Annotated in this window: 21 protein-coding genes; 9 read left to right on the top strand and 12 right to left on the bottom strand. The window is 67.3% G+C overall.

Annotated elements, in window-relative coordinates:
• Window positions 1-19: 19 nt before the first annotated feature.
• Window positions 20-1,453 carry a type I glutamate--ammonia ligase gene (glnA, locus tag ACWDTF_RS10195; protein ID WP_240860497.1) on the bottom strand — a complete coding sequence of 478 codons (1,434 nt, stop codon included), beginning with the start codon at window positions 1,451-1,453 and terminating at the stop codon, window positions 20-22.
• Window positions 1,454-1,744: 291 nt separating this feature from the next.
• Here glnA and ACWDTF_RS10190 point away from each other — a divergent pair, with 291 nt between their 5' ends.
• Window positions 1,745-2,248: an RDD family protein gene (locus ACWDTF_RS10190; protein ID WP_240860499.1), complete on the top strand. Its 504-nt coding sequence runs from the start codon at window positions 1,745-1,747 to the stop codon at window positions 2,246-2,248.
• A 672-nt stretch (window positions 2,249-2,920) separates the two neighbouring features.
• Here ACWDTF_RS10190 and ACWDTF_RS10185 read toward each other — a convergent pair.
• From ACWDTF_RS10185 to ACWDTF_RS10160, 6 genes are all read right to left on the bottom strand, one after another.
• On the bottom strand, window positions 2,921-3,664 hold the full coding sequence (locus ACWDTF_RS10185; protein ID WP_240860501.1) for a DUF4191 domain-containing protein: 744 nt from the start codon (window positions 3,662-3,664) through the stop codon (window positions 2,921-2,923).
• Window positions 3,665-3,730: 66 nt separating this feature from the next.
• Window positions 3,731-4,750 carry a lipoyl synthase gene (lipA, locus tag ACWDTF_RS10180; protein WP_240860504.1) on the bottom strand — a complete coding sequence of 340 codons (1,020 nt, stop codon included), beginning with the start codon at window positions 4,748-4,750 and terminating at the stop codon, window positions 3,731-3,733.
• Window positions 4,747-5,490: a lipoyl(octanoyl) transferase LipB gene (lipB, locus tag ACWDTF_RS10175; RefSeq protein ID WP_355277813.1), complete on the bottom strand. Its 744-nt coding sequence runs from the start codon at window positions 5,488-5,490 to the stop codon at window positions 4,747-4,749. The genes lipA and lipB overlap by 4 nt, the downstream gene beginning before the upstream one ends.
• Window positions 5,483-6,367 (bottom strand): TIGR01777 family oxidoreductase, encoded by an 885-nt coding sequence (locus ACWDTF_RS10170; protein ID WP_355277810.1) that lies wholly within the window; start codon window positions 6,365-6,367, stop codon window positions 5,483-5,485. The genes lipB and ACWDTF_RS10170 overlap by 8 nt, the downstream gene beginning before the upstream one ends.
• On the bottom strand, window positions 6,368-8,182 hold the full coding sequence (gene sucB, locus ACWDTF_RS10165) for a 2-oxoglutarate dehydrogenase, E2 component, dihydrolipoamide succinyltransferase (protein WP_355277807.1): 1,815 nt from the start codon (window positions 8,180-8,182) through the stop codon (window positions 6,368-6,370).
• A 337-nt stretch (window positions 8,183-8,519) separates the two neighbouring features.
• Window positions 8,520-10,049 carry a leucyl aminopeptidase gene (locus ACWDTF_RS10160; RefSeq protein ID WP_355277805.1) on the bottom strand — a complete coding sequence of 510 codons (1,530 nt, stop codon included), beginning with the start codon at window positions 10,047-10,049 and terminating at the stop codon, window positions 8,520-8,522.
• A gap of 121 nt (window positions 10,050-10,170) precedes the next feature.
• Here ACWDTF_RS10160 and ACWDTF_RS10155 point away from each other — a divergent pair, with 121 nt between their 5' ends.
• Window positions 10,171-10,785 carry a CHAP domain-containing protein gene (locus ACWDTF_RS10155; protein WP_240860513.1) on the top strand — a complete coding sequence of 205 codons (615 nt, stop codon included), beginning with the start codon at window positions 10,171-10,173 and terminating at the stop codon, window positions 10,783-10,785.
• A gap of 10 nt (window positions 10,786-10,795) precedes the next feature.
• Entirely contained in the window at window positions 10,796-11,905 is a 1,110-nt protein-coding gene (gene gcvT / locus ACWDTF_RS10150; protein ID WP_449754340.1) for a glycine cleavage system aminomethyltransferase GcvT, read from the top strand.
• A 23-nt stretch (window positions 11,906-11,928) separates the two neighbouring features.
• Here gcvT and ACWDTF_RS10145 read toward each other — a convergent pair whose 3' ends face one another.
• Window positions 11,929-12,270 carry a DUF2200 domain-containing protein gene (locus ACWDTF_RS10145; protein WP_240860516.1) on the bottom strand — a complete coding sequence of 114 codons (342 nt, stop codon included), beginning with the start codon at window positions 12,268-12,270 and terminating at the stop codon, window positions 11,929-11,931.
• Window positions 12,271-12,333: 63 nt separating this feature from the next.
• Between ACWDTF_RS10145 and ACWDTF_RS10140 the strand changes: the two genes are divergently transcribed.
• On the top strand, window positions 12,334-13,440 hold the full coding sequence (locus tag ACWDTF_RS10140) for a branched-chain amino acid aminotransferase (protein ID WP_240860517.1): 1,107 nt from the start codon (window positions 12,334-12,336) through the stop codon (window positions 13,438-13,440).
• Between the two features lie 12 nt (window positions 13,441-13,452).
• Here the strand turns inward: ACWDTF_RS10140 and ACWDTF_RS10135 are convergent, their stop codons facing one another.
• Genes ACWDTF_RS10135 through ACWDTF_RS10125 form a run of 3 tightly spaced genes read right to left on the bottom strand, consistent with a single transcriptional unit; the run spans window position 13,453 to window position 16,669 of the window.
• Entirely contained in the window at window positions 13,453-14,235 is a 783-nt protein-coding gene (locus ACWDTF_RS10135) for an adenosylcobinamide-GDP ribazoletransferase (RefSeq protein WP_240860518.1), read from the bottom strand.
• A 7-nt stretch (window positions 14,236-14,242) separates the two neighbouring features.
• Entirely contained in the window at window positions 14,243-15,976 is a 1,734-nt protein-coding gene (gene cobT, locus ACWDTF_RS10130) for a nicotinate-nucleotide--dimethylbenzimidazole phosphoribosyltransferase (protein WP_355279816.1), read from the bottom strand.
• A 3-nt stretch (window positions 15,977-15,979) separates the two neighbouring features.
• Complete coding sequence (locus ACWDTF_RS10125) at window positions 15,980-16,669, bottom strand: DUF3043 domain-containing protein (protein WP_240860520.1); 690 nt, start codon at window positions 16,667-16,669, stop codon at window positions 15,980-15,982.
• A 78-nt stretch (window positions 16,670-16,747) separates the two neighbouring features.
• Between ACWDTF_RS10125 and ACWDTF_RS10120 the strand changes: the two genes are divergently transcribed.
• The 3 genes from ACWDTF_RS10120 to ACWDTF_RS10110 all read left to right on the top strand — a co-directional run bounded on the left by ACWDTF_RS10120 (window position 16,748) and on the right by ACWDTF_RS10110 (window position 19,443).
• On the top strand, window positions 16,748-17,812 hold the full coding sequence (locus tag ACWDTF_RS10120) for a glycerate kinase family protein (protein ID WP_240860564.1): 1,065 nt from the start codon (window positions 16,748-16,750) through the stop codon (window positions 17,810-17,812).
• Window positions 17,813-17,980: 168 nt separating this feature from the next.
• Window positions 17,981-18,340 carry a HesB/IscA family protein gene (locus ACWDTF_RS10115; protein ID WP_240860521.1) on the top strand — a complete coding sequence of 120 codons (360 nt, stop codon included), beginning with the start codon at window positions 17,981-17,983 and terminating at the stop codon, window positions 18,338-18,340.
• Between the two features lie 128 nt (window positions 18,341-18,468).
• Window positions 18,469-19,443, top strand: coding sequence for a carbohydrate kinase family protein (locus ACWDTF_RS10110; RefSeq protein ID WP_240860524.1), 975 nt, complete (start codon window positions 18,469-18,471; stop codon window positions 19,441-19,443).
• Window positions 19,444-19,513: 70 nt separating this feature from the next.
• Here the strand turns inward: ACWDTF_RS10110 and asnB are convergent, their stop codons facing one another.
• Window positions 19,514-21,439, bottom strand: a complete 1,926-nt coding sequence (gene asnB / locus ACWDTF_RS10105; protein ID WP_355279378.1) for an asparagine synthase (glutamine-hydrolyzing) — start codon at window positions 21,437-21,439, stop codon at window positions 19,514-19,516.
• Window positions 21,440-21,725: 286 nt separating this feature from the next.
• Here asnB and ctaC point away from each other — a divergent pair, with 286 nt between their 5' ends.
• Both ctaC and ACWDTF_RS10095 read left to right on the top strand, forming a co-directional pair.
• Window positions 21,726-22,913 carry an aa3-type cytochrome oxidase subunit II gene (gene ctaC, locus ACWDTF_RS10100; RefSeq protein ID WP_433255218.1) on the top strand — a complete coding sequence of 396 codons (1,188 nt, stop codon included), beginning with the start codon at window positions 21,726-21,728 and terminating at the stop codon, window positions 22,911-22,913.
• On the top strand, window positions 22,910-23,326 hold the full coding sequence (locus ACWDTF_RS10095; RefSeq protein ID WP_355279375.1) for a cytochrome c oxidase subunit 4: 417 nt from the start codon (window positions 22,910-22,912) through the stop codon (window positions 23,324-23,326). Before ctaC ends, ACWDTF_RS10095 begins: the two co-directional genes overlap by 4 nt.
• Window positions 23,327-23,385 lie beyond the last annotated feature (59 nt).

Genomic DNA, 23,385 nt, shown 5'->3' with positions numbered 1-23,385 from the left:
GTCGCCTCGTCGGAGACGATCAGACGTCGTAGTACAGAGCGAACTCGTACGGGTGCGGACGGATCTGCACCGGCTCGATCTCGTTCTCACGCTTCAGCGCGATCCAGGTCTCGATGAGGTCCTCGGTGAACACGCCACCGGCGGTGAGGTATTCGTGGTCCTCTTCGAGCTTGTCGATGACCGCGGCGAGCGACGTCGGGGCCTGCGGGATGCCCTTGGCCTCCTCCGGCGGGAGCTCGTAGAGGTCCTTGTCGACGGGCTCGTGCGGCTCGATCTTGTTCTTGATGCCGTCGAGGCCGGCCATCATCATGGCCGCGAACGCGAGGTACGGGTTGCCCGAGCTGTCCGGGCAACGGAACTCGAGGCGCTTGGCCTTCGGGTTGTTGCCGGTGATCGGGATACGCACGCAGGCGGACCGGTTGCGCTGGCTGTAGACCAGGTTGATCGGGGCCTCGTAGCCGGGCACCAGGCGCTTGTAGGAGTTGATCGTCGGGTTGGTGAACGCCAGCAGCGACGGCGCGTGGTGCAAGATGCCGCCGATGTAGTAGCGCGCCAGATCCGACAGACCCGCGTAGCCGGCCTCGTCGTGGAACAGCGGCTTGCCGTCCTTCCACAGCGACTGGTGGGCGTGCATACCCGAGCCGTTGTCACCGAAGAGTGGCTTCGGCATGAAGGTGACGGTCTTACCGTTCTGGAAGGCGGTGTTCTTGATGATGTACTTGAACAGCAGCACATCGTCGGCTGCGTGGAGCAGCGTGTTGAACTTGTAGTTGATCTCCGCCTGGCCGCCGGTGCCGACTTCGTGGTGGCCACGCTCGAGGATGAAGCCCGCGTTCTGCAGGTTGGTCGACATCTCGTCACGCAGATCCACGTAGTGGTCGTACGGTGCGACGGGGAAGTAGCCGCCCTTGGGGCGGACCTTGTAGCCGAGGTTCGGGCTGCCGTCCGGGTCGGTCGGGGACGCGGTGTTCCACCAGCCCGACTCCGACTCGATCTCGTAGAAGGTGCCGTTCATCTCGGAGCCGAAGGACACCGAGTCGAAGATGTAGAACTCGGCCTCGGCGCCGAAGAAGCAGGTGTCGGCGATTCCGGTGGAGGCGAGGTAGTCCTCGGCCTTGCGGGCCACGTTGCGCGGGTCACGGCTGTAGGCCTCGCGGGTGAACGGGTCGTGGACGAAGAAGCTGATGTTCATCGTCTTGGCCTTGCGGAAGGGATCGATCCGCGCGGTTGCCGGGTCGGGCAGCAGCATCATGTCCGACTCGTCGATCGACTGGAAGCCGCGGACGGACGAGCCGTCGAAGGCGAGCCCTTCTTCGAAGACGTCCTCGTTGAATGCCGACGCCGGGATCGAGAAGTGCTGCATGACACCGGGCAGATCGCAGAAACGGATGTCGACGTACTCGACACCTTCCTTCTTGATGCCCTCGAGTAGTTCTTCTTTACTGCTGTACACCGTGCGGTGACTCCTTCGTGATCGGGTGGTCAGTGGTGCTGACACGCCTCATCCGCCACCGAGACACAGCAGCGGATCTCAGCCTGAACCGTATGGAGGCGACGTTGCCCATGGGTCAAGGGAGTGTTTCTCCTGTGTTACGTGGACGGTCTGTTTGACGCACTACAACGCTAGCCGTCGTGCGGTCCAACCCTATGCCTTCCGATCCCCGCGTCCGGCGTGAACCTCGCTTTCGGAGCGGGATTACCATGGTGAACAGTTGGCGGTGAACAGTCGGCGAAGGAGATTGCAGTGGGACGGACCACCGGATCGTGGTTGTCGGGACCTCAGATCGGCCCCGCCGCCGGTGTCGACAACGAGTACCGCGGACAAGATCTCGGGCTGCCCGAAACGGGTCCCGGGTCATTGGCGAGCGGCTGGCCGCGCGTGGCGGCACTGCTCGTGGACTGGCTGTTGGCCGGCGGCATCTCGTTGCTGTTCGTGCGATTCGGCTCGCCCAACATGGGCACCGCGATCCTCGGCGTGTGGTTCGTGATCGGCGTACTCGCCGTGACGCTCTTCGGTTTCACCCCGGGCCAGTTCGCGATCGGACTGCGGGTGGCCCGTGTCGACCACGGACCGGAGCGCGCGTCGGCGGAGGCGGCCGGCGAGGCGCAGCCAGCGGCGGTCGGAATCATCCGGGCGGTCGCTCGACAGCTGCTCATCGTGTTCCTGGTGCCCGCACTCATCAACGACTACAACGGACGCGCCCTGCACGACCGGGCCACCGGCACCGCGATGGTGCGCACTCGCTGATCTGATCCGACGAGCACAGCTATTGTCCTCCTGAACTGCGGAAATCTGTGCGTGGGAGCCCTGCAGAGTGCACCTGTCGGGCTGGGGCGTACAGACATCCGACGGGTGGCGGCATCATCCCTTGGCCTGACCGGGTCGCCGCTGGAGTTGGCATCTGAAACGGTCGCCGTGACGTGCCTGGGAGGGCAACCTTGCATCGGTGGCACCTGAGGAGGACCGCTTCAGACGGCGCGGCTCTTCCCATCTTCACGATCGCCGACGACGTCGGCGGGTGGGTCGCTGACTCGAAGAGTTTGGGTGACCAGCCTTCCGACCTGGGGAAACACGATGGCGTCCTGCCCGAAAAATCTAGGGGAAGAAGTTTCTTCCCCGAGGTTCACAGTCGTCCCCCACAAATTTCTGGGGGAGGACACCAAGGGTCGGGGACGAAGTTTCTTCCCCGACTTTTTGTGGGCGCATGTTCCTGGCGTCGCCGTCGGAGGAACGCGGCGACCGGCGATCGGTGACTGAGATCGGGCCCGTCAGCGTCCGCTTCCGGGATATACCCGGAGGACCACCGTCAGGGGCCCGATCCTGGCCACCGGCCCAACCGCCAACCCTTCCCGCCTCCACGCGAGTTGGTCGCCGACTCGTCAGGTTGGCCTGCTCGATCAGACCAGGCGCGGGAGGCGGTCAGCTCCGGCGACGCGCGGTGCGCTGCATGCTGCGCATCTTCGCATTCGCCGGGAGCGGGCCCTTCGGCATGCCGGGGCCGGGTGCCTTGGAGCCGAGAGCAGACAGTCGTCCCTCGAGGGTGTCCATCCGCTTGCCGTCGATGTTCTTGGGCAGCTTGTTGATGTGGCGTTCGAGCTTGGAGAGCGGCACCTGCCCGTCGTCGTTGCCGACGACGATCTCGTAGATCGGGGTGTCGCCGACCACGCGCGCAGCCTTCTTCTTCTCCTGCGCGAGAAGGGACTTGACGCGGGCGGGGGAGCCCTCGGCGACGAGGATCACGCCCGGCTTGCCGATGACGCGGTGCACGGCGTCGAGGTGGGAGGTCCCGGAGACCGCCTGCTGAACACGCCACTGACCGCGCATGTTGCCCAACGCCCACCCCGCGGCACCGGGCTGGCCCTCGGCCTTGGAGTAGACGCTGCGCTGCACTCGGCGGCCGAACAGGATGAACGCGGCCAGCAGACCGAGCACCACGCCCAGCGGCACGAACAGCCATACGGTCCCGAAGACGAAGCCCAGCGCCACGAACACTGCGACGATCAGCACGAACAGACCGATCATGTACGGCAGAAGGCGCTTGTCCTCCTTGCGCTGCATCTGGAACGCCTGCCACAGCTGCTGGCGCCGTTCCTTCGATGCCTTCTTGCGGGCCTGTTTGGCCGCGGCCTTTGCCTCTTTGTCCTTGGACTGCGCCTTTGCCATGCACTCCAGCTTACGTCCGGCCGCCACCCCGGTCGGACACAGGTTGGACCTTCCCGCCGGCTGAGGTCAGCGAGCCAGCCGCGCCATCAGGCTCGAGGCCTCTTGGCTGGCCGAACCCTCCTCGGCGAGATGTGCCATCGCCGGTGCGAGGGGCCGTCCGTGGCGGGCCATGGCCTGTGCGTAGAGGCGGCCCGCGCGATACGACGAGCGAACCAGCGGACCGGCCATCACGCCGGCGAACCCGATCTCGGTCGCGAACTCGGAGTGATCGACGAACTCCTCCGGCTTCACCCAACGTTCCACCGGATGGTGACGCGCCGACGGCCGCAGGTACTGGGTGATGGTGAGGATGTCGCAGCCCGCCTCGTGCAGGTCGATGATGGCCGACTGCACCTCACGCGGCGTCTCGCCCATGCCCAGGATCAGGTTGGACTTGGTCACGAGGCCGAAGTCGCGGGCGGCGGTGATGACCTCCAGCGAACGCTCGTAGCGGAACGCCGGCCGGATGCGCTTGAAGATACGCGGCACGGTTTCGAGGTTGTGCGCGAGCACCTCGGGGCGGGCGTCGAAGACCTCGTCGAGCAGGTCGGGCTTGGCGTGGAAGTCGGGGATCAGGTTCTCCACACCGGTGCCGGGGTTCAGCCGATGGATCGCGCGCACGGTCTCGGCGTAGAGCCAGGCGCCCTCGTCGGGGAGGTCGTCGCGGGCGACGCCGGTGATCGTCGAATAGCGCAGTCCCATGGCCTGCACGCTCTCCGCGACGCGGCGCGGTTCGTCACGATCGAGCGGTGCCGGCTTTCCGGTGTCGATCTGGCAGAAGTCGCAGCGTCGAGTGCACTGTTCGCCGCCGATGAGGAAGGTGGCCTCGCGGTCTTCCCAGCATTCGTAGATGTTGGGGCAGCCGGCTTCCTCGCACACGGTGTGCAGGCCTTCGCGTTTGACCAGGCCCTTGAGTTCGGTGAACTCCGGTCCCATCGTCGCGCGGGTGCGAATCCACTCGGGTTTGCGTTCGATGGGCGTCTGCGCGTTGCGGACCTCGAGGCGCAGGAGCTTGCGGCCGTCAGGGGCTGTGGGGGACGCGGTCACCGTGCCGATCCTACGCTCGTGTGGGTCACCGCATCGGGTGCGGAGTTCTCGGGGAGCGTGCCGTCGAGGGCGGCGCTCACCGCCTCGGCGACGACGTCGAGCACGTCGGCGACCGCGACCGTCCGTCCGGTCTCCAGACTCAGCGACGTGACGTCGGCATCGGCGATTCCGCACGGGACGATCGCCTCGAAGGCGCTCATGTCGGGGTTGACGTTGAGTGCAAAGCCATGCAGCGCAACGCCTTTGGCCACCCGGATGCCGATCTGCCCGAGTTTGCGTGCGGGTTGCGCCGGCACCCACACCCCGGACCTGCCGTCGACGCGGCCGGTGCTCACACCCAGCGTCGCGCATACCGCGATCAACGCGGCCTCGAGGCGTCGGACGTAGTCGACGACGTCGAGCGGTTCGCCGAGCTTGACGATGGGGTAGCCCACCAGCTGTCCGGGACCATGCCAGGTGATCCGACCACCGCGGTCGACGTCGATCACGAGTGAACCGTCGGAGGGACGGTCGGCCTCCTCGGTGCGTTTGCCCGCGGTGTAGGTCGACGGATGCTCGAGCAGCAGCAGGACATCGTGATCGAGCGCACCGCTCGCGCGCTCGTCGGCGAGGCGATGCTGGAGCTCGTAGGTGTCGCGGTAGTCGACCGTGCCGAGATACCGGACCTCGATGGGTGCGGCGTCGGCGCGCACCGACCGTCGGCTCCCGGTCACCGCGCTGGTGGTCACGCGGTCAGGCACGGGTGTACTCCAGTGCCGTGTCGATGTCGGGGTGGTCGAAGGTGAAGTCGTTGTCGGTGAGCACAGCCGGTACAACGCGCTGACTGATCAGAATCATTTCCTCGGCCATCTCACCACCGGCGACGCGGGCCAGGAAACCGGGCACCGGCAGGATCGCGGGCCGGTGCACAGCGTGCCCCAGGGCGGAGACGAAAGTGCCGAACGGCACCGGCTCGGGAGCGCTCAGGTTCACCGGACCGCTGATCGAGGAATCGAGCACGAACTCGATCGCCCGGAGCTCGTCGACCAGGCTGATCCACGAGAAGTACTGCTTGCCGTCGCCGATCGGACCGCCCAATCCCAGCTTGAAGATCGGACGCAGCTTCGCGAGCATGCCGCCCTTCGGGCTGAGCACCGGCGCGGTCCGTAGGAGCACGACTCGGGTGTCGGGTCCCGCGTTCTCGGTCGCCGCGCGTTCCCAGTCGGTCACCAGATCGGCGAGGAATCCTTCTCCGGCCGAATCGGTTTCGGTCGCCTCGTGGCTGCCGGTGTCGCCGTAGAAGCCGGTGGCGCTGGCGCTGACAAAGGTGGGGACACCGGCGTCGCGGACGGCTTCGGCAAGGACTTCGGTCGGCGTGATCCGGGAGTCACGCAGTTCCTGTTTGAACCGTCCGGTCCAGCGCTGGTTGCCGATACCCACGCCACCGAGGCTGACGACCGCGTCGACACCGGCCAGGCTCTCCTCCGGTACCCCGAAAGTCTCTGGTTCCCAGCTGAACTCGTCGTCGGACAGCGCTTCGCGGCGGACCAGACGGACAACCGTGTGGCCCGCCGCGCGCAACGAGGTGACCAGGGCCGAACCGATCAGCCCTTGTGAGCCGGCTACGGCTACTCGCATCTACAGCCCGAGGTCGGCGGCGAAGGCCGCACCCTCCAGGCGCTTCTTCACAGTGGTGAGGAAACGACCGGCATCGGCGCCGTCGATGAGTCGGTGGTCGTAGGTGAGCGGCAGGAACGACATCGACCGCACCGCGATCGACTCCGAACCGTCGTCGCCGGTGATCACGACCGGACGCTTGACGATGGCACCAGTGCCGAGCATCGCCGCCTGCGGCGGTACCAGGATCGGGGTGTCGAACAACGCACCCTGGCTGCCGATGTTGGTGATGGTGAACGTGCCACCCGCCAGCTCGTCGGGCTTGAGTCCGCCTGCACCCTTGCGTGCACGGGCCGCGATGTCGGCGATCGCACGCGCCAAGCCGGCGATCGACAGGTCGTCGGCGTTGTGGATGACCGGTGAGAGCAGCCCCTGCTCGGTGTCGACGGCGATGCCGAGATGCACCTTGTCGTAGTAGGTGATCTCCTTCTTGTCCTCGTCGATCGACGCGTTGACGTTGGGGTGCGCCTTCAGTGCCTCGACCACGGCCTTGGCGATGAACGGCAGGAACGTCAGGTTCACACCCTCGGAAGCCTTGAAGGATTCCTTGGCCGCCTTGCGCAGTCCGACGATCTTGGTCATGTCGACCTCGAACACCTGGGTGAGCTGCGCACTGGTCTGTAGCGACTCGCGCGTCTTCTTCGCGGTGATCTGCCGGATGCGGTTGATCTTCTGGGTGGTCCCACGCAGGGCGGCCAGCTCCGGCTTGATCTCCGGTGCCGACGACGTGCCGCCCGATGCCGCGGGGGCGCTCGGAGCCGACGCAGAGGGAGCCGACGCGGCGGGAGCCGGTGCCGACGGAGCAGGCTCGGGTTCGGGAGCCTTCTTGGCCTCGGCGGCGGCGAGGACGTCCTGCTTACGGATTCGACCGCCCACCCCGGTGCCCTTGACCGAGTCGAGATCGATGTCGTTCTCCGCGGCCAGCTTGCGCACCAGCGGTGTCACGTACGGGGTCGATTCGACGGTCGGCGGATCCTCGGAAGTGCTTGCGCTCTCGGCCTTCTCGGCCTTCGCCGGTTCGGGCTCAGGCTCGGGTTCTGGCTCTGGTTCTGGTTCGGGTTCCGGCTCAGGTTCGGCCTCGGCCCCTTCCGGCTCGGGCTCCGGTTCCGGCTCGGACTTGGCCGCCGACGCGTCGCCGATGACCGCGAGCTTGCCGCCGACCTCGACGACGTCGTCCTCTTCGGCGACGATCTCGAGCAGCGTGCCGGCGACCGGGGACGGGATCTCGGTGTCGACCTTGTCGGTGGACACCTCGAGCAGCGGTTCGTCGGCGGCGACCTCGTCGCCTACCGACTTGAGCCAGTTGGTGACGGTGCCCTCGGTGACCGACTCGCCGAGTTCGGGCATCAGCACGTCGGTGCCCTCGCCCGAACTCGAACCGGTGTCGGCCTTCGGTTTGGGAGCAGGCTCGTCGGTGTTGGTGGACGGTGCCTCGGCGGACTTCTCGGCCGGTTCTTCGTCGGATGCGTCCTCGGGCTCTGGTTCCGGCTCGGATTCGGCCTCTGCCGACGAGTCGTCACCGGAGTCGCCTGCCTCATCGCCATCGCCGATCAGCGCGAGCTCTCCGCCGACCTCCACGACGTCGTCCTCGGCGGCGATGATCTTGGTCAGCACGCCCGACGTCGGGGCCGGGATCTCGGTGTCCACCTTGTCCGTGGACACCTCGAGCAACGGCTCATCCGCCTCGACGGTGTCGCCCTCCTCCTTCAGCCACCGGGTCACTGTTCCCTCAGTGACGCTTTCACCGAGGGCGGGCATCTGGACGGAGAAGGCCATCGTTGTTGACTCCTGAACTCGACACGGTTGTCTGTGCTGTTGTGGTGGCCGACGGTGTGTGCGCCGTCGGGACACGGGGCTGGTGGCGGGTCAGCGCTCACCCTCGGCTAACCCTACCCGTCGCGGCCCGCCCTGACTCGGTTCGGCTCGTAATCCCATTCGCGGCGTGACGGTCCCGGCGAGACACCGATGGAACTCGGCCCGCTCGCTTCGCTCCCGGCGCCGGTGGAACTCGGCCCGCTCGCTTCGCTCCCGGCGCCGGTGGAACTCGGCCCGCTCGCTTCGCTCCCGGCGCCGGCGGATTCGGGTGCGGCCGGCGGGCGGGTGCAGTCGCAGGTCAGCCGTTGCTGCTGATGTCCTCGAGGACGGCCGCGATGGTCCGGACCGGCACGCCGGTCCCACCTTTCGGCGTGTAGCCCCAGGGGCCGCCGGTGTTGAATGCGGGGCCGGCGATGTCGATGTGCGCCCACGCCACGTTCTCGGGCACGAACTCCTTGAGGAACAGTCCGGCGGCGAGCATCCCGCCCCATCGGTGCGGGGTGACGTTGGCCAGATCGGCGACGCGGGATTTGAGGTCGCCGCGAAGCTCGGCGGGCAGCGGCATCGCCCACGCGTTCTCGCCGACGTCGGCCGAACGCGCCGCCACCCGGTCGCGGAACTCCTCGGTGCCCATGACACCCGGCGTGCGTGTCCCCAGCGCGACCATTTGCGCGCCGGTCAGGGTTGCGGTGTCGATCAGATAGTCGGGGTCGTCCTCACAGGCGCGCACGATCGCGTCGGCCAGGACGAGACGTCCCTCGGCGTCGGTGTTGAGCACCTCGACCGTCCGCCCGCCGTATTGGGTCAGCACGTCGCCCGGCCGTTGGGCAGTGCCCGACGGCATGTTCTCGGCCATCGGCACGGTCGCCGTGACGGACACGTCGAGGTCGAGTCGGGCGGCGAGGATCGTCGCGGCGATGACCGCGGCCGCTCCGCCCATGTCGGAGGTCATCTGATCCATGTTCGCGGCCGGCTTGATCGAGATGCCGCCGGTGTCGAAGGTGATGCCCTTGCCGACGAGCGCCACCTTCTTGGCCGACTTCTTTCCGGCATGCGTCAATCGCACGAGACGAGGCAGGCGCGAGGAACCCTTGCCGACGCCGATGATCCCGCCGTAACCCTGTGCGTCGAGTTCGGTGTCGTCGAGGATCTCGACGGTGAGACCGGCCTTGGCGCCCAACGTCCGGGCCCGAGCGGCGAACTCTTCGGGATAGAGGTGGCTCGGTGGGGTGTTGACGAAGTCGCGGGCGATGGCGACGCAGTCGGCGATCGTTGCCGCCCGATCGAGTTCTGTCTTGGCTTCTTTCGTCTTGGCGTCGACGATCAGCGTGATCTGTCCCGGCAGGGACTTCTTGGGTTTCGTCTTGTCCGACCGGAATTCGTCGAACCGATAGGCGCCCAGGAAGAGGCCCTCGGCGGCGGCAGGCAGGTTCACCGTCGACAGCGTCGTGGCGGCCGAAGCGACCCCTTCGAGTGACCGGACCGCGACACCCGCCGCCTGGCGGATCTTGTCGGCGGACTCTGCGTCGGCGGTGTCGCCGAGGCCGACCGCGACCACGATGTCGACCGGCAGCGATGCCGGTGCGGCGATCTTGGTGACCTCGCCGTGTGAACCCGTGGCGCCCAGGGCCGTCAGCGCGGCGGAGATCTCGCCGGCCTGTGCATCGTCGAGCAGTTCTTCGGCGATGACCAGCGTGGGTTCGGCGTCGTCCTCGGAAGACGGCGCGCTGATCAGGCCGATGACGAGTGCGGTGTCGTCCTTGGCGATCGAGGTGGACAGGTCCAGTTCGGGGCCGCGGGTGCGGTCGACAGTGTCGTTCTTGCTCACCCGCTCAACTCTGCCACAGGGGTCGGACGCGTGGACGACACCGCAATGTGGCGGGACCGGTTGTCGTCGGGCGATCACTAAGGTGGACGTTTCACGGCCGGGCACAGAAAGCGGGGGACACATGACGGCGACACGAGAACGCGCCAGCAGGCGGCGCCGGTCGACCGTCGCCGTGATTGTCGCCACCCTGTCGGTCGTCGCCGCCGTCGGTGTGATCACGGTCAGCACAGTTGCCGACCGGCTGCCGGGTCTGTCGTCGATCCTGCCGGGGGCGCGTCCCGACTTCCCGGCCATCGATCCGACGCTCTCACCCGTCCGGGCGCGCATCGTCACCGTGGTCGGCGAACAGTACCGCCGCAATCCGGCGGGCACCACGTACTCCGACGGTGTGCGAGAGCCATGGTGCGCCGACTTCGTGAGTTGGACGATGCGCGAAGCCGGTGTGCCGCTGAGTAATCCGAACTCGGGGTCGTGGCGCATCCCAGGTGTCCTGACGCTCACCGCCCATCTGTCCGACACCGGTCGTCTGCGCCCGCCCGGACACCGCCCGACTCCCGGCGACATCGTGCTCTACGACAAGCCGAGCCCGATGGGGCAGCACACCAACATCGTGGTTCGCGTCGACGGCGACGAGATCACCACGGTCGGCGGCAACGAGAGCGGCGGTGTCACGCTGCGCTCGTACCAACTCAGGAGTGATCCGGGTATTCGGGGTTACGGCGTCCCGGGGCGTTAAGTTGAGCACCATGAGTCAACTGCTTGCCGGTCCCATCGCCGATCGTCACGTCGCGCTCGGTGCCACCTTCGCCGAGTTCGGTGGTTGGAACATGCCGGTGTCGTACGCCGGCACGGTCGCCGAACACAACGCGGTGCGGGAGAAGATCGGCGTCTTCGACGTCAGCCATCTCGGCAAGGCGCTGGTCTCCGGACCGGGCGCTGCCGACTTCGTGAACTCGGCGCTGACCAACGACCTGGCCAAGATCGGCCCGGGTAAAGCCCAATACACGCTGTGCTGCAACGAGTCCGGCGGCGTCGTCGATGATCTGATCGCTTACCTCGTATCGGGCGACGAGGTGTTCTTGATCCCCAATGCCGCCAACACGGCGTCCGTCGTCGAACTGCTCCGGGTGGCCGCGCCGCAGGGTGTGGAGATCACCGACCGCCACCGTGAGTTTGCCGTGTTCGCGGTGCAGGGCCCGCGCAGCCCGGAACTGCTGGCGGGACTGGGTCTGCCCGCCGACATGGAGTACATGGCGTTTGTCGACGCCGACCTCAACACCGGCGACGGCAGGTTTCCCGTGCGCGTCTGCCGCACCGGGTACACCGGTGAACGCGGTTACGAGATCCTCCCGCGCTGGGACGACGCCGGACCGGTGTTCGACACCCTGCTCGACGGCGTCCGCGCCCTCGGCGGCCAGGCTGCGGGCCTGGGCGCGCGTGACACGCTGCGCACCGAGATGGGTTACGCCCTGCACGGGCACGAGCTGAGCACGGAGATCACGCCGGTGCAGGCACGGACGAGTTGGGCGGTCGGCTGGAACAAGCCGCAGTTCTTCGGGCGTGACGCGCTGCTCGCGGAAAAGGAGGCCGGACCGGTTCGGCGCCTGTACGGGCTGCGGGCCACCGGTCGTGGTGTGCCGCGCGCCGACTGCACCGTCCTCGCCGGACCGGGTGGTGCCCAGATCGGGTTGTGCACGTCGGGTACCTTCTCGCCGACTCTCAAACAGGGCATCGCCCTCGCCCTGCTCGACACCTCCTCCGGAGTGCGCAAGGGCGACGAGGTGATTGTCGACGTCCGCGGCCGTGACCTGCCCTGCGAGGTGGTCATCCCGCCGTTCGTGCCCAGCCACGTCTGACCTGCAGCCTCGTTGACTGGGCGTCAGGTGCGCAGGATCTTCGCCATCGCCTTGCCCTTGGCCAGCTCGTCCACGAGCTTGTCGAGGTAGCGGATCTGCTGCATCAGGGGGTCGTCGATGTCCTGCACCCGGACGCCGCACACGACGCCGGTGATCTGGTCTGCGTGCGCGTTGAGCCGGGCGTCGGCGAAGAAATCCTCGAAGGTGGTTTCGGCGTCGATGTGCCGCTTGAGATCGTCGGCGTCGAATCCGGTCAGCCACTCGATGACCTCGTCGACCTCGGCGCGGCTGCGGCCTTTACGTTCCGCCTTGGCCACGTAGAGCGGGTACACCGACGCGAAGCTGGTGTGGAAGATCCGATGCATGTCCTCATCGTAGGGCGCGGGTGCACGCGAATTCGGTTGTGCCCCGGCGGTACGATGGGCGCCATGACCTTGCAGTTCACCCGTACCGAACATCCCCACCCGGTGTCGGAGACGCGGCGCGCCGAGATCCTCGCCGCACCCGGCTTCGGTCGTCATTTCACCGACAACATGGTGATGATCGACTACGACGCGGACCGCGGGTGGCACAACGCGAAGGTGACCCCGTACGGCCCGATCGCGCTCGATCCGTCGGCGATGGTGCTGCATTACGGCCAAGAGGTGTTCGAAGGACTCAAGGCCTACCGCCAGCCCGACGGTTCGATCGCGGCCTTCCGCCCCGAGGCCAACGCCGAGCGGCTGCAGTCCTCGGCAGCGCGCCTCGCGATGCCGCCGCTGCCGGTCGAGGACTTCATCGGCTCGCTGCGCGCTCTGCTCGACGCCGACAACGAGTGGGTGCCCGCCTCCGGCGGCGAGGAATCGCTCTACCTGCGGCCGTTCATGTTCGCCTCGCAGGCCAGTCTCGGTGTCAATGCGCCGTCGTCGCAGTACATCTACTCGGTCATCGCCTCGCCCGCGGGCGCCTACTTCTCCGGTGGCATCAAGCCGGTCAGCGTGTGGCTGAGCACCGAGTACGTGCGCGCGGCACCGGGCGGCACCGGTTTCGCCAAGTGTGGCGGCAACTACGCGGCCGCCTTCCTCGCCCAGCGACAGGCCACCGAGCAGGGCTGCGACCAGGTGGTCTGGCTCGACGCGGTGGAGCGTCGCTACATCGAGGAGATGGGCGGCATGAACCTCTTCTTCGTCTTCGGATCGGGTGCCGACGCCCGACTCGTGACGCCGGAACTCACCGGATCGTTGCTGCCTGGCATCACCCGGAGTTCGTTGCTCACCCTCGCCACCGACGCCGGCTTCGCCGTGGAGGAGCGTCGCATCACCACCGAGGAACTGCGCAAGGGTGTCGCGTCGGGCGACATCACCGAGGTCTTCGCCTGCGGCACCGCCGCGGTGATCACGCCGGTCGGTCGGGTCAAGGGCGACCACGAGGATTACACCATCGGCAACGGCGTGACCGGCGAGGTCACCCAGGCACTGCGCGACACCCTCACCGGAATCCAGCGCGGCACCTTCGCCGACACCCACGGGTGGATGACCGAGCTCTACCGGCGGTAGTCGGTCCTCGGGTCAGAGCAGCAGCCCGACCACCGAGATCGCCACGCCGAGTTCGATTGTCGCGCCGAGGACGTCGCCGCTGATGCCGCCCATTCGACGCGCGCAGTGCCGCGAGAACACATCCGCGAAAACGCCGACCACCACCACGGTGAGCATCGCGCCGACGCACGCTCTGACGTCGAAATCCGTTGTCGACGAACCGAAACCGGCGAGGGCGGCCGCACCGAGCAGGACGGCACCCCAGATCGGTATCGACAACCGTTGCGTCCCGGCCACGAGCGCGCCGAAACCGTCGGGATGGGCGGGAGGTAACTGTCGCCGGGCCGCGACCACCGCGCTGAACCGTCCCAGTGCGACGGCAAATGCCGCTTCATACCAGCGTGATTCGACAAACAGTGACCCAAATCCGGTGGCCTGCACCGCGAGTACGAGAACGAGCGTCGCAACCCCGAACGGCCCGACAGTCCCGCTGCGCATGACCTCGGCTACGCGCGACGGCGGCCCGTAACAGCCGAGCCCGTCGGCGGTGTCGGCGAGACCGTCGAGGTGCATGCCGCGGGTGAGCAGGGCCAGCAGTACGACGGCGAGTACGGCGGTCACCGGTACGGGCAGATCGGTCTGTGCTGCCGCCGCGCCGAGGAGGGCGACGAGTGCTCCGAGCACTGCGCCGACGACGGGCACCGCGGCGAGCACCGCACCACCGAGACGACGATCGGGTTCCTCGTCCGCGCTCCCGACCGGAAAGACCGTCAACCAGCCGAACGCGGTCCGCACGGCGCGCAGCGGCGAGATCACCGTGCCCTCAGTGCTTCTCGTCGCTGTTGTCGCTGACGCCTGCCTCGCCGAAGGTGGCCATCGAACCGAGCAGGTCCACCGCCGAGGTCACCACCGGAAGCGCCATCAGCGCCCCGCTGCCCTCACCGAGCCGCATGGAGAGATCGAGGACCGGCTTCAGATCGAGGTGTTCCAGTGCCAGCGCGTGGGCGGGTTCGACCGACCGATGCCCGGCCAGCCACCAGCGCGATGCCCCGGGTGCCAACTCGTTCGCGACCAGTGCGGCGGCCGCGATGACTACACCGTCGAGGATGACCGGGGTCTTGCGTAGCGCCGCTTGGGCGAGGAAACCGGCAACCGCGGTGAGATCCGCACCGCCGACGGCGGCCAGCAGCGCCAGCGGGTCGTGGGTGACCGAACGCGCCCGACGCATGCCGTCGCGGATCGCGGCGGTCTTGCGCATCCAGCCCGCATCGTCGATACCGGTACCGCGACCGACGATCTCGACCGGCTCGCGCCGCGTGATCGTGCCGATGAGAACGGTGGCGGGAGTGGTATTGCCGATGCCCATCTCGCCGGCGATCAGCAGATCGGTGCCGGAGTCGACGAGATCGTCGGCGATGGCCCGACCGGCCGCCATGGCAGTGCGCGCCTCGGCGATCGAGATGGCGTCGGTGACACGGAGGTCGTTGCTGCTGCGTCGAACCTTGTAGCGCGACACCTCCGGTGCGGTGTCGGCGTCGACCGACATGTCCTCCACACGCACCGACGCGCCTGCCGCTCGCGCCAGGACGTTGACCGCAGCCCCGCCCGACGCGATGTTCGCGACCATCTGGGCCGTCACCTCGGACGGGAACGCGGAGACGCCGGCCTGGGCCACCCCATGGTCGCCGGCGAAGACGACGACCGCCGGTTGTGTGATGGGCGCAGGGGGGCACTGCCCCTGGCATGCCGAGATCCACACCGCGATCTCCTCGACCCGGCCGAGCGACTTCGGCGGTTTGGTCAGCGTGAGTTGCCGTTCCCGGGCCGCTCGCGCAACGGATTCGTCGGGCAGGTCGAGCACGCCGAACACCTCGGCGTCGGTGGGATCGAGGTCAGGAGGCGTGACCGGTGCCGACGACGCGCTCGGCGCCGCGACCGGTTCGGGGAGTGGCGGTGTCGGGACGGGGACCGGCTGAGCGGACGTGGGTGGGCGAGGAGTCGCGCTCGGTCCGGCCTCGACCACCCGGTCGGGAAGGTCGACGACCCGCCCGGCTACCACCAGGACCACCCGATCGCACACGCTCGCGATGGCAGTGTTCAACGCGCCGAGCTGATCCTGGAAGGCTCGTCCGGCCGGCGTCGGCGGCACCAGCGACAGCCCGACCTCGGGACTGATCAGCACGACGTCGGCCGTCATCTCGGTCAGCGCCGCGCACAGATCGTCGAATTCGGCGCTCATATCGACCGCGCTCGACCACCCGTCGAGCACATCGAGGCGCGCGGCCAGCCAGTTGCCGAGATCGTCGACGAGGGCCGGGATCGCCGGTGCTTCGCGCAGGGTTGCGGCGAGGTCGGTGGTCTCGATCGTCGTGTACCGCGCGTCGCGCCGAGCGCGGTGCGCTTCGACGCGGGCCACCCAGTCGGCGTCGGACGTGGTGGTCGGGCCGGTGGCCAGATACCGCACCTGTGAGTGTGTGGCGAGTAGCGATTCGCCGTGTCCGGACTTGCCTGAGCGCACGCCACCCAATACCAGGGTGCGATTCCCCCGATCGGTCATCGGTCAGACTTCGTCGCCCGCTGATACCTGTGGGCTCGGTGCGCGCATCCTGCGCATCTGCATCGCCCGGGTGAAGGCGTACCAGCCCAGTTTGAATCCGCCGTCGGCCGAGTCGGGGAAGCGCTCGCGCACCCTCTTGTTGACCAGGCGACCCAGGATGAACCCGTCGATCGCCATGAAGATCACGAAGATCAGCAGCAACGGGGTGGACAAGTACATCAGTCGAGGCAGGAACATGACGACGATCAGCACGATCGCGAACGGCATGAACAGCCCGGCGAAGTTGCGTCGGGAATCGACGATGTCGCGCGTGAACTTGCGGACCGGTCCCTTGTCACGCGGCATGAGGTAGCGCTCGTCGCCGGCCATCATGCGTTCGCGCTGCTCGAGGCGCTGCGAACGCCGCTGCTCGGAGCGCTCCTTGCGCTCTTCCTTGGACAGCGAGGTCTTCAGTTCCTTCTTGCGCGCCCGCGCCTCCGAGCGGTTGGTCGGCGGCGGGGCGACCGGCCCGCGTCGCCTGCTCTGCTGCGCGCTCCGTTTCGGCGTCGGCCTGCCCTTGCCAGGGGTATACGCACTGCCCTTGGTGGATTCGTCGGTCGAGTCGAGGTCCGCGGCATCGACGGTCGAGCTGTCGGCGGTGACCACGTCGTTCTCGCCCTGCCCGTCGGCATCCTTTTTCCATGGCAGTTTCACACCGTCGAGCCTAGGCGATGAACCCTGCCGACTTCCGTGCGCCTCCCTATACTTCCGCGCATGACGGCACCCGCCCACCTGCGTGTCTTGATCGCCCCCGATTCCTTCGGTGACACGTTGTCGGCGGTCGACGCCGCCGACGCGATCGCGGCCGGCTGGGCCGTTGCCCGCCCGGACGATGTGCTCGTCACAGCGCCGCAATCCGACGGCGGTCCGGGTTTTGTCGACGTGCTGGCGTCGCGGTTCGGGACGGTCGTCACCGAGAAGGTCAGCGGACCCCTGGGCGCGTCGGTCACGGCGCGATGGCTGCTCGACGAGTCGGGCGACGTCCCGACCGCTTACATCGAATGTGCGCAGGCCTGTGGGCTGCACCAACTCGGTGGCGGACCCACGCCGCGGACCGCGCAGGCGGCCGACACGTGCGGTGTCGGACAACTGGTGGCGGCGGCTCTCGACCGCGGCGTCGGGCGCGTGGTGGTCGGGCTCGGCGGCAGCGCGACCACCGATGGTGGCAGCGGGCTCATCGACGCGCTCGGCGGCGCTGCCCAAGCGAAGGCCCGGTTGGCCGACGTAGAAGTGGTCGCGGCGTCGGACGTGGAGAACCCGCTGCTGGGTCCGATCGGTGCGGCAGCGGTGTTCGGCCCGCAGAAGGGCGCCGACCCGGACACGGTCGCCCGACTCGAGGAACGCATGACCCAGTGGTCGCGGGTGCTCGCGTCGATCGCCGGCCGCGACATCAGCGGCGAGGCAGGGGCCGGCGCTGCCGGTGGTCTCGGTGCGGCGTTGCTGGCGGTGGGCGGGCATCGGGTGTCGGGGGCGACGGTGGTCGCCGAGGCCACCGACCTCGACGCCGACGTGGCCGCCGCCGACCTGGTGATCACCGGGGAGGGCAAGTTCGACTCGCAGACACTGCGCGGCAAGGTCGTCTCGGCACTGCACGGCGCCGCGACAGCGGCAGGCGCCCAAACGGTGGTTCTCGCAGGTCAGGTCGCGCTCTCACCAGAGGAGATCGGCGCAGCGGGGATCGCGTCGGCGCACGCCATCGTCGACATCGCGGGTTCGGTGGAGGTCGCCATGAACGACGCCCGCAACCAGCTGATCCGTCTCGCCGAATCCGTTGCCCGAGGGTGGTCGGTGGATTGATGACGCGATCGGGCGATACGCGGGAATAGGCGGCGAAGGAGTACCGTTGACAGCACACGTACTACTGGTTCGCCATCCCGGCACATCAGACATCGCGTCGCGCCACCGATCACCCGTCGTCGGTGCGGCAGGGGACAGCCCGGGAACCAACCACCGAGGGAGCATTCCATGACCGTGCAGAACGAATCCGGCGCCGCGACGAGCACCGGCGTCATCCTGACCGAGGCCGCCGCGTCCAAGGCCAAGGCGCTGCTCGACCAGGAAGGTCGCGACGACCTCTCGCTGCGCATCGCCGTGCAGCCGGGCGGCTGTGCGGGCCTGCGCTACCAGCTCTTCTTCGACGACCGGTCGCTCGACGGCGACGTGACCGCCGACTTCGCCGGGGTCACCCTGTCGGTGGACCGCATGAGCGCACCGTACGTGCAGGGCGCGACCATCGACTTCGTCGACACCATCGAGAAGCAGGGTTTCACCATCGACAACCCGAACGCGACCGGCAGCTGCGCCTGCGGCGACTCCTTCAACTGAGTCGGACCGAACAGACCTCTCACGACGACCGCACCCCGACGCCGGGGTGCGGTCGTCGTGCATCGAGCAGTGCGCAGTAGCGTGGATCGCTGTCCATCCGTTGCACATCTGAAGGGCTGAGAAACCAAGTGGCAATCGTCGTCTGCGGGTCCATCGCGACCGATCACCTGATGAAGTTCCCCGGCAAGTTCTCCGAGCAGATTCTCGGCGATCACCTCGAGCACATCTCCCTCAGCTTCCTGGTCGAGGATCTCGTGGTCCGACGCGGCGGGGTGGCCGGCAACATCTGTTACGCGATGGGTCAGCTCGGTGGCGCTCCGGTACTGGTGGGTGCCGTCGGTTCCGATTTCCACGACTACCGGCAGTGGCTGGAATCCAACGGGGTCGATTGCCGTGGTGTGCGTGTGTCGGACGTCCACCACACCGCACGGTTCATGTGCACCACCGACGAGACGATGGCCCAGCTCGCCACCTTTTACGCCGGTGCGATGAGCGAGTCGCGCGAGATCTCGCTGGCCGGCGTCATCGCGGAGACCGGAACACCCGAACTCGTCCTGATCGGTGCCGACGACCCCGCCGGGATGCTACGTCATACCGCCGAATGTCGTTCCGCGGCAATCCCGTTCGCCGCCGATCCGTCGCAGCAGCTGGCCCGTCTCGACGGCGAGCAGGCCCGCGAGCTCATCGACGGCGCCGCGTATCTGTTCACCAACGAGTACGAGTGGGGTCTGCTTCGTCAGAAGGCGGGACTGTCGGAGGCGCAGGTCGCCGAGATGGTCGGGGTGCGCGTCACGACGCTCGGCAAGGACGGGGTCGAGATCATCGACACGGACGGCACCCGTCTGCACGTCGACGTCGTACCCGAAACCGAGAAGGTCGACCCGACCGGTGTCGGCGACGGCTTCCGCGCCGGCTTCCTCTCCGCGTTGGGCAAGGGACTCGGCTTCGAACGGGCTGCTCAGGTGGGCTCGATGGTCGCCGTGCTGGTGCTCGAGACGGTGTCGACTCAGGACTGGTCGTGGGACTCCGAGACCGCACTCGCCCGGATCGCGGGCGCGTATGGCGAGCACGCTGCCGAGGAGATCCGCGCCGCCTTCGCCTGACGAGTTCCGGTTGCCACGGCGCTCGCTTTCCGAGCGCCTTGGCAACCAGTTCTGACGTTGGGTCGGCGACCTACACGCGCACCGGATAGGTGTGGTCGGTGATCTGCGGGACCACGGTCTTCTCGACGAAGATCGCATGCCACACCATGAACATGAGCAGCGTCCACAGCCGTCGGCTGTTGTCGACCACGCCGTCACGATGCTCGTTCAGCATCGCGATCACCGCGTCCTTGTTCAGGATGTGATCGGTCTGGGAATGCTCGATGGTCTCGTGCGCCCAGTCGTACATCTCGGTGCCGGCGAGCCAGTGCCGGATCGGCACCGGGAACCCGAGCTTCTTCCGGTGCAGCACGTGGGCGGGAACGATCTGTTCGAGTGCCTTGCGCAGCGCGTATTTGGTGGTGCCGTGCGCGATCTTCTCGTCGTAGGGGAGTCGTTCGGCGATCGCGAACACCTCGGGATCGAGGAAGGGCACGCGCAGTTCCAGTGAGTTGGCCATCGTCATCTTGTCGGCCTTGACCAGGATGTCTCCGCGCAACCAGGTGAACAGGTCGATGTGCTGCATGCGGGCGACCGGGTCCCAGCCCTCGCTCATCGCGTAGATGGGGGCGGTGACGTCGGTGTGCGTCCACTCCGGCCGGTAGTCACGCAGCACGGCGCGCAGCCGCGCGTCGTCGAAGCTGCGGGCATTGCCGTAGTAGCGCTCCTCGAGCGTCAACGACCCGCGGTGCAGCAGGCTCTTGCCGCGGGTGCCCTCCGGGATGCGATCCGATGCGCGGCCGGCGGCGCGACGCAAGATCCCGGGGAGCCGGTCGAAGCCCTTGAGCGACAGCGGTTCCTTGTAGATGGTGTAGCCGCCGAACAGTTCGTCGGCGCCCTCACCGGACAGGACGACCTTCACGTGCTTGCGGGCCTCGGCGGCGACGAAGTACAGGGGAACCAGGGCGGGATCGGCGACCGGGTCGTCGAGGTACCAGACGATCTGCGGGATCGCCTCGATGAATTCGCTGGGGCTGACCACCTTGACGATGTGTCGCGCGCCGATGGCCTCCGCCGACTCGACCGCGACGTCGATCTCCGAATAGCCCTCGCGCTCGAAGCCGGTGGTGAAGGTGATCAGGTCGGGGTTGTGGCGGATCGCGAGCGCCGCGATCGCGGTCGAGTCGATGCCGCCGGAGAGGAACGACCCGACCGTCACGTCCGCACGCATGTGCTTGGCGACGGAATCGGCGAGAACGTCGGCGATCTCGTCGTAGCGGGACTGCCGGGTGGCGTCGGTGAACGGATGCACCCCGAACTGCGGGGTGAAGTATCGGCGCACCTCCGGTGCCTTGCCGGGACGCAGGGTCGCGTACGACCCAGACTCCAGGCGGCGGATCGACGCGTGCAGGGTCTCGGGTTCGGGCACGTACTGCAGGACGGTGTAGTGCTCGATCGCGCGAGGATCGAGCTCGGTGCCCAGGCCGACGCGGTCGATCAGCTCGAGCAGGCTCTTCTTCTCGCTGCCGAACAGGGTGCCGCCGGGTCCGGTCGCGATGAACAGCGGCTTGATGCCGAACGGGTCGCGCGCGATGAACAGGCTGCGTTCGTGGGTGTCCCAGATCGCGAACGCGAACATGCCGCGCAGTCGACGCACGGCGTCGGGTCCCCAGTAGTGCACGGCGGCCACGATCGCCTCGCCGTCACCCTCGGTGGCGAACGTCGCGTCCTCGTCACGGGCGAGTTCGGCGCGGATCTCGACGTAGTTGTAGATCTCGCCGTTGAACACCAGGGCGTAGCGGTCGGGCTGTTCGGGCGGACCCCAGCGCAGTGGCTGGTGGGAATGCTCGATGTCGATGATCGAGAGTCGGTTGAACCCGAAGACGAGGTCGTCGTCGTGCCAGGTGCCCGGTTCGTCCGGCCCCCGGTGCCGCATGCAGTGCGAGGCCGCCGCAACCGCGCCGACGGCGTCGGCCGCCGAACCGTCCGATGTCAGCAGGCCGAGCAGACCACACACGTGAGCGCCTCTTTCCGTGGGGACAGACTATTTGGGGGACCGGGTCGCGTCCCGAGTATGCCTCAGCAGGCACCGAGAGTCCGAAGTGGACCCGCCTCGACGTGCCGTGCTCGTCATTGCTTACACGACCGTGAGCTGGCACTTATCGATTGCTGTGGGGATTGGTTGCGGCAAGGTCCGCCCCAATCACGAAAGCTTCGCCGTGTTGGTCTACGCTGCGTAGTACTAGGTGCGAGAATTGCCCTGTGAAGTGCGGGCAGTTCTCGCGCTGTGCAGGTCATGTGGCATGCACCCGGGTGGCGTCGAGCCGGGCCCGGGCGAGCAGGAAGGCGTGAAATTGGCACACGGTGGACGGCCCCTATCGCGGCGTGTCTCATCAACGTCGCGGACGGTCAAGAGGATCGGGCTGGTCGCCGGTTTGGCGGTCGCTGCACTGGTCATGACCGGATGCGACGCGCGCGACGCGATGCGTTTCGGCTGGCCCGAGGGCGTCACGCCGGAGGCCACCAAGATGGGCGACCTGTGGACGTGGTCGGTCATCGCCGCGCTCATCATGGGCATCCTGGTGTGGGCCCTGATCTTCTGGACCATCAGCTTCCATCGTGCGAACGATGAGAAGAAGGGGGTCTTCCCGCGTCAGACCGCTTACAACGTGCCGCTCGAACTGACCTACACCGCAATCCCGTTCGTCATCATTGCGGTGCTCTTCTACTTCACCGTCATCGTGCAGAACGATGTGGAAAGCAAGAACAATGACTCCAAGGTCGTCGTCGATGTGACTGCCTTCCAGTGGAACTGGAAGTTCGGCTACCGCAGCGTGATCCTGGACAACGGTCGGGTGTACCAGGGCGCACAGCCCGGCATCGGCGAGGGCAACCCGTTCGCCGGTGAGCAGGAACACGAGATGCACCACGGCGAGGAACTGCCGTTCCCGGCCGGCGGTCGCGACGACGACATCCGCACCTACCTGAAGTTCGACAAGATCGAGACCGTCGGTTCCTCGAGCGAGATCCCGATCCTGGTGCTGCCGACCGGCAAGCGCATCGAGTTCAATCTCGCTGCGGCAGACGTCATCCACTCGTTCTGGGTGCCGGAGTTCCTGTTCAAGCGCGACGTGCTGCCCTTCCCGGAACAGAACCACACCGACAACGTCTTCCAGATCTCGTCGATCGACCGTGAAGGTGCCTTCGTCGGGCGTTGCGCGGAGATGTGCGGCACCTATCACTCGATGATGAACTTCGAGGTGCGTGCGGTCTCGCCGCAGGACTTCGACGCCTACATCTCCTACCGAGAGCGCTTCCCGGATCGGACCAACGCCCAGGCGCTGGAGTACATCTGCCAGGAACCCAAGTCGGTCACCACCGTGCCCTTCGATACCCGCCGCAAGTCCAACGGCAGCGTCGAGGCGAGTGGTAATCCCGACAACACGACCCTGTCGAGTTGCCAGATCAAACCGTTGGAGGCGGTCCAGTGAAGGTAGAAGCCCGGCTCTTCGAGCTGCTCACCGTGTTCTTCGCCCTCGCAGGCGTTGCCTACACCCTCTTCACCGTGTTCACCAGCAAGGGAATCGAGTGGGTCGGTGTTGTCGGCATGTTCTTCAGTGCCGGACTGACGCTGATCGCGGGCACCTACTTCCGATTCGTCGCTCGTCGCGTCGAGATCCGCCCGGAAGACTTCGAGGACGCCGAGATCGAGGACGGCGCCGGTGAACTGGGCTTCTTCAGCCCGCATTCCTGGTGGCCCATCCTGATCGCCGGCGGCGCCGCACTCTTCGCCGTCGCGTTCGCCACCGGCAACTTCTGGCTCGCGATCTTCGCCGCCGCGGTGATCATGGGTACGGCAGCAGGATTGGTGTTCGAGTACCACGTGGGACCCGAGAAACACTGACGCTCTCACCGACCAATTCTTGTGGCCACACCGAATCCGGTGTGGCCACAAGCATGTTC

The organism is Gordonia sp. NPDC003422 (genome assembly GCF_053588675.1).
The sequence above is the reverse complement of the archived record's forward strand: the minus strand, read 5'-3'. Positions and strand labels throughout refer to the sequence as shown.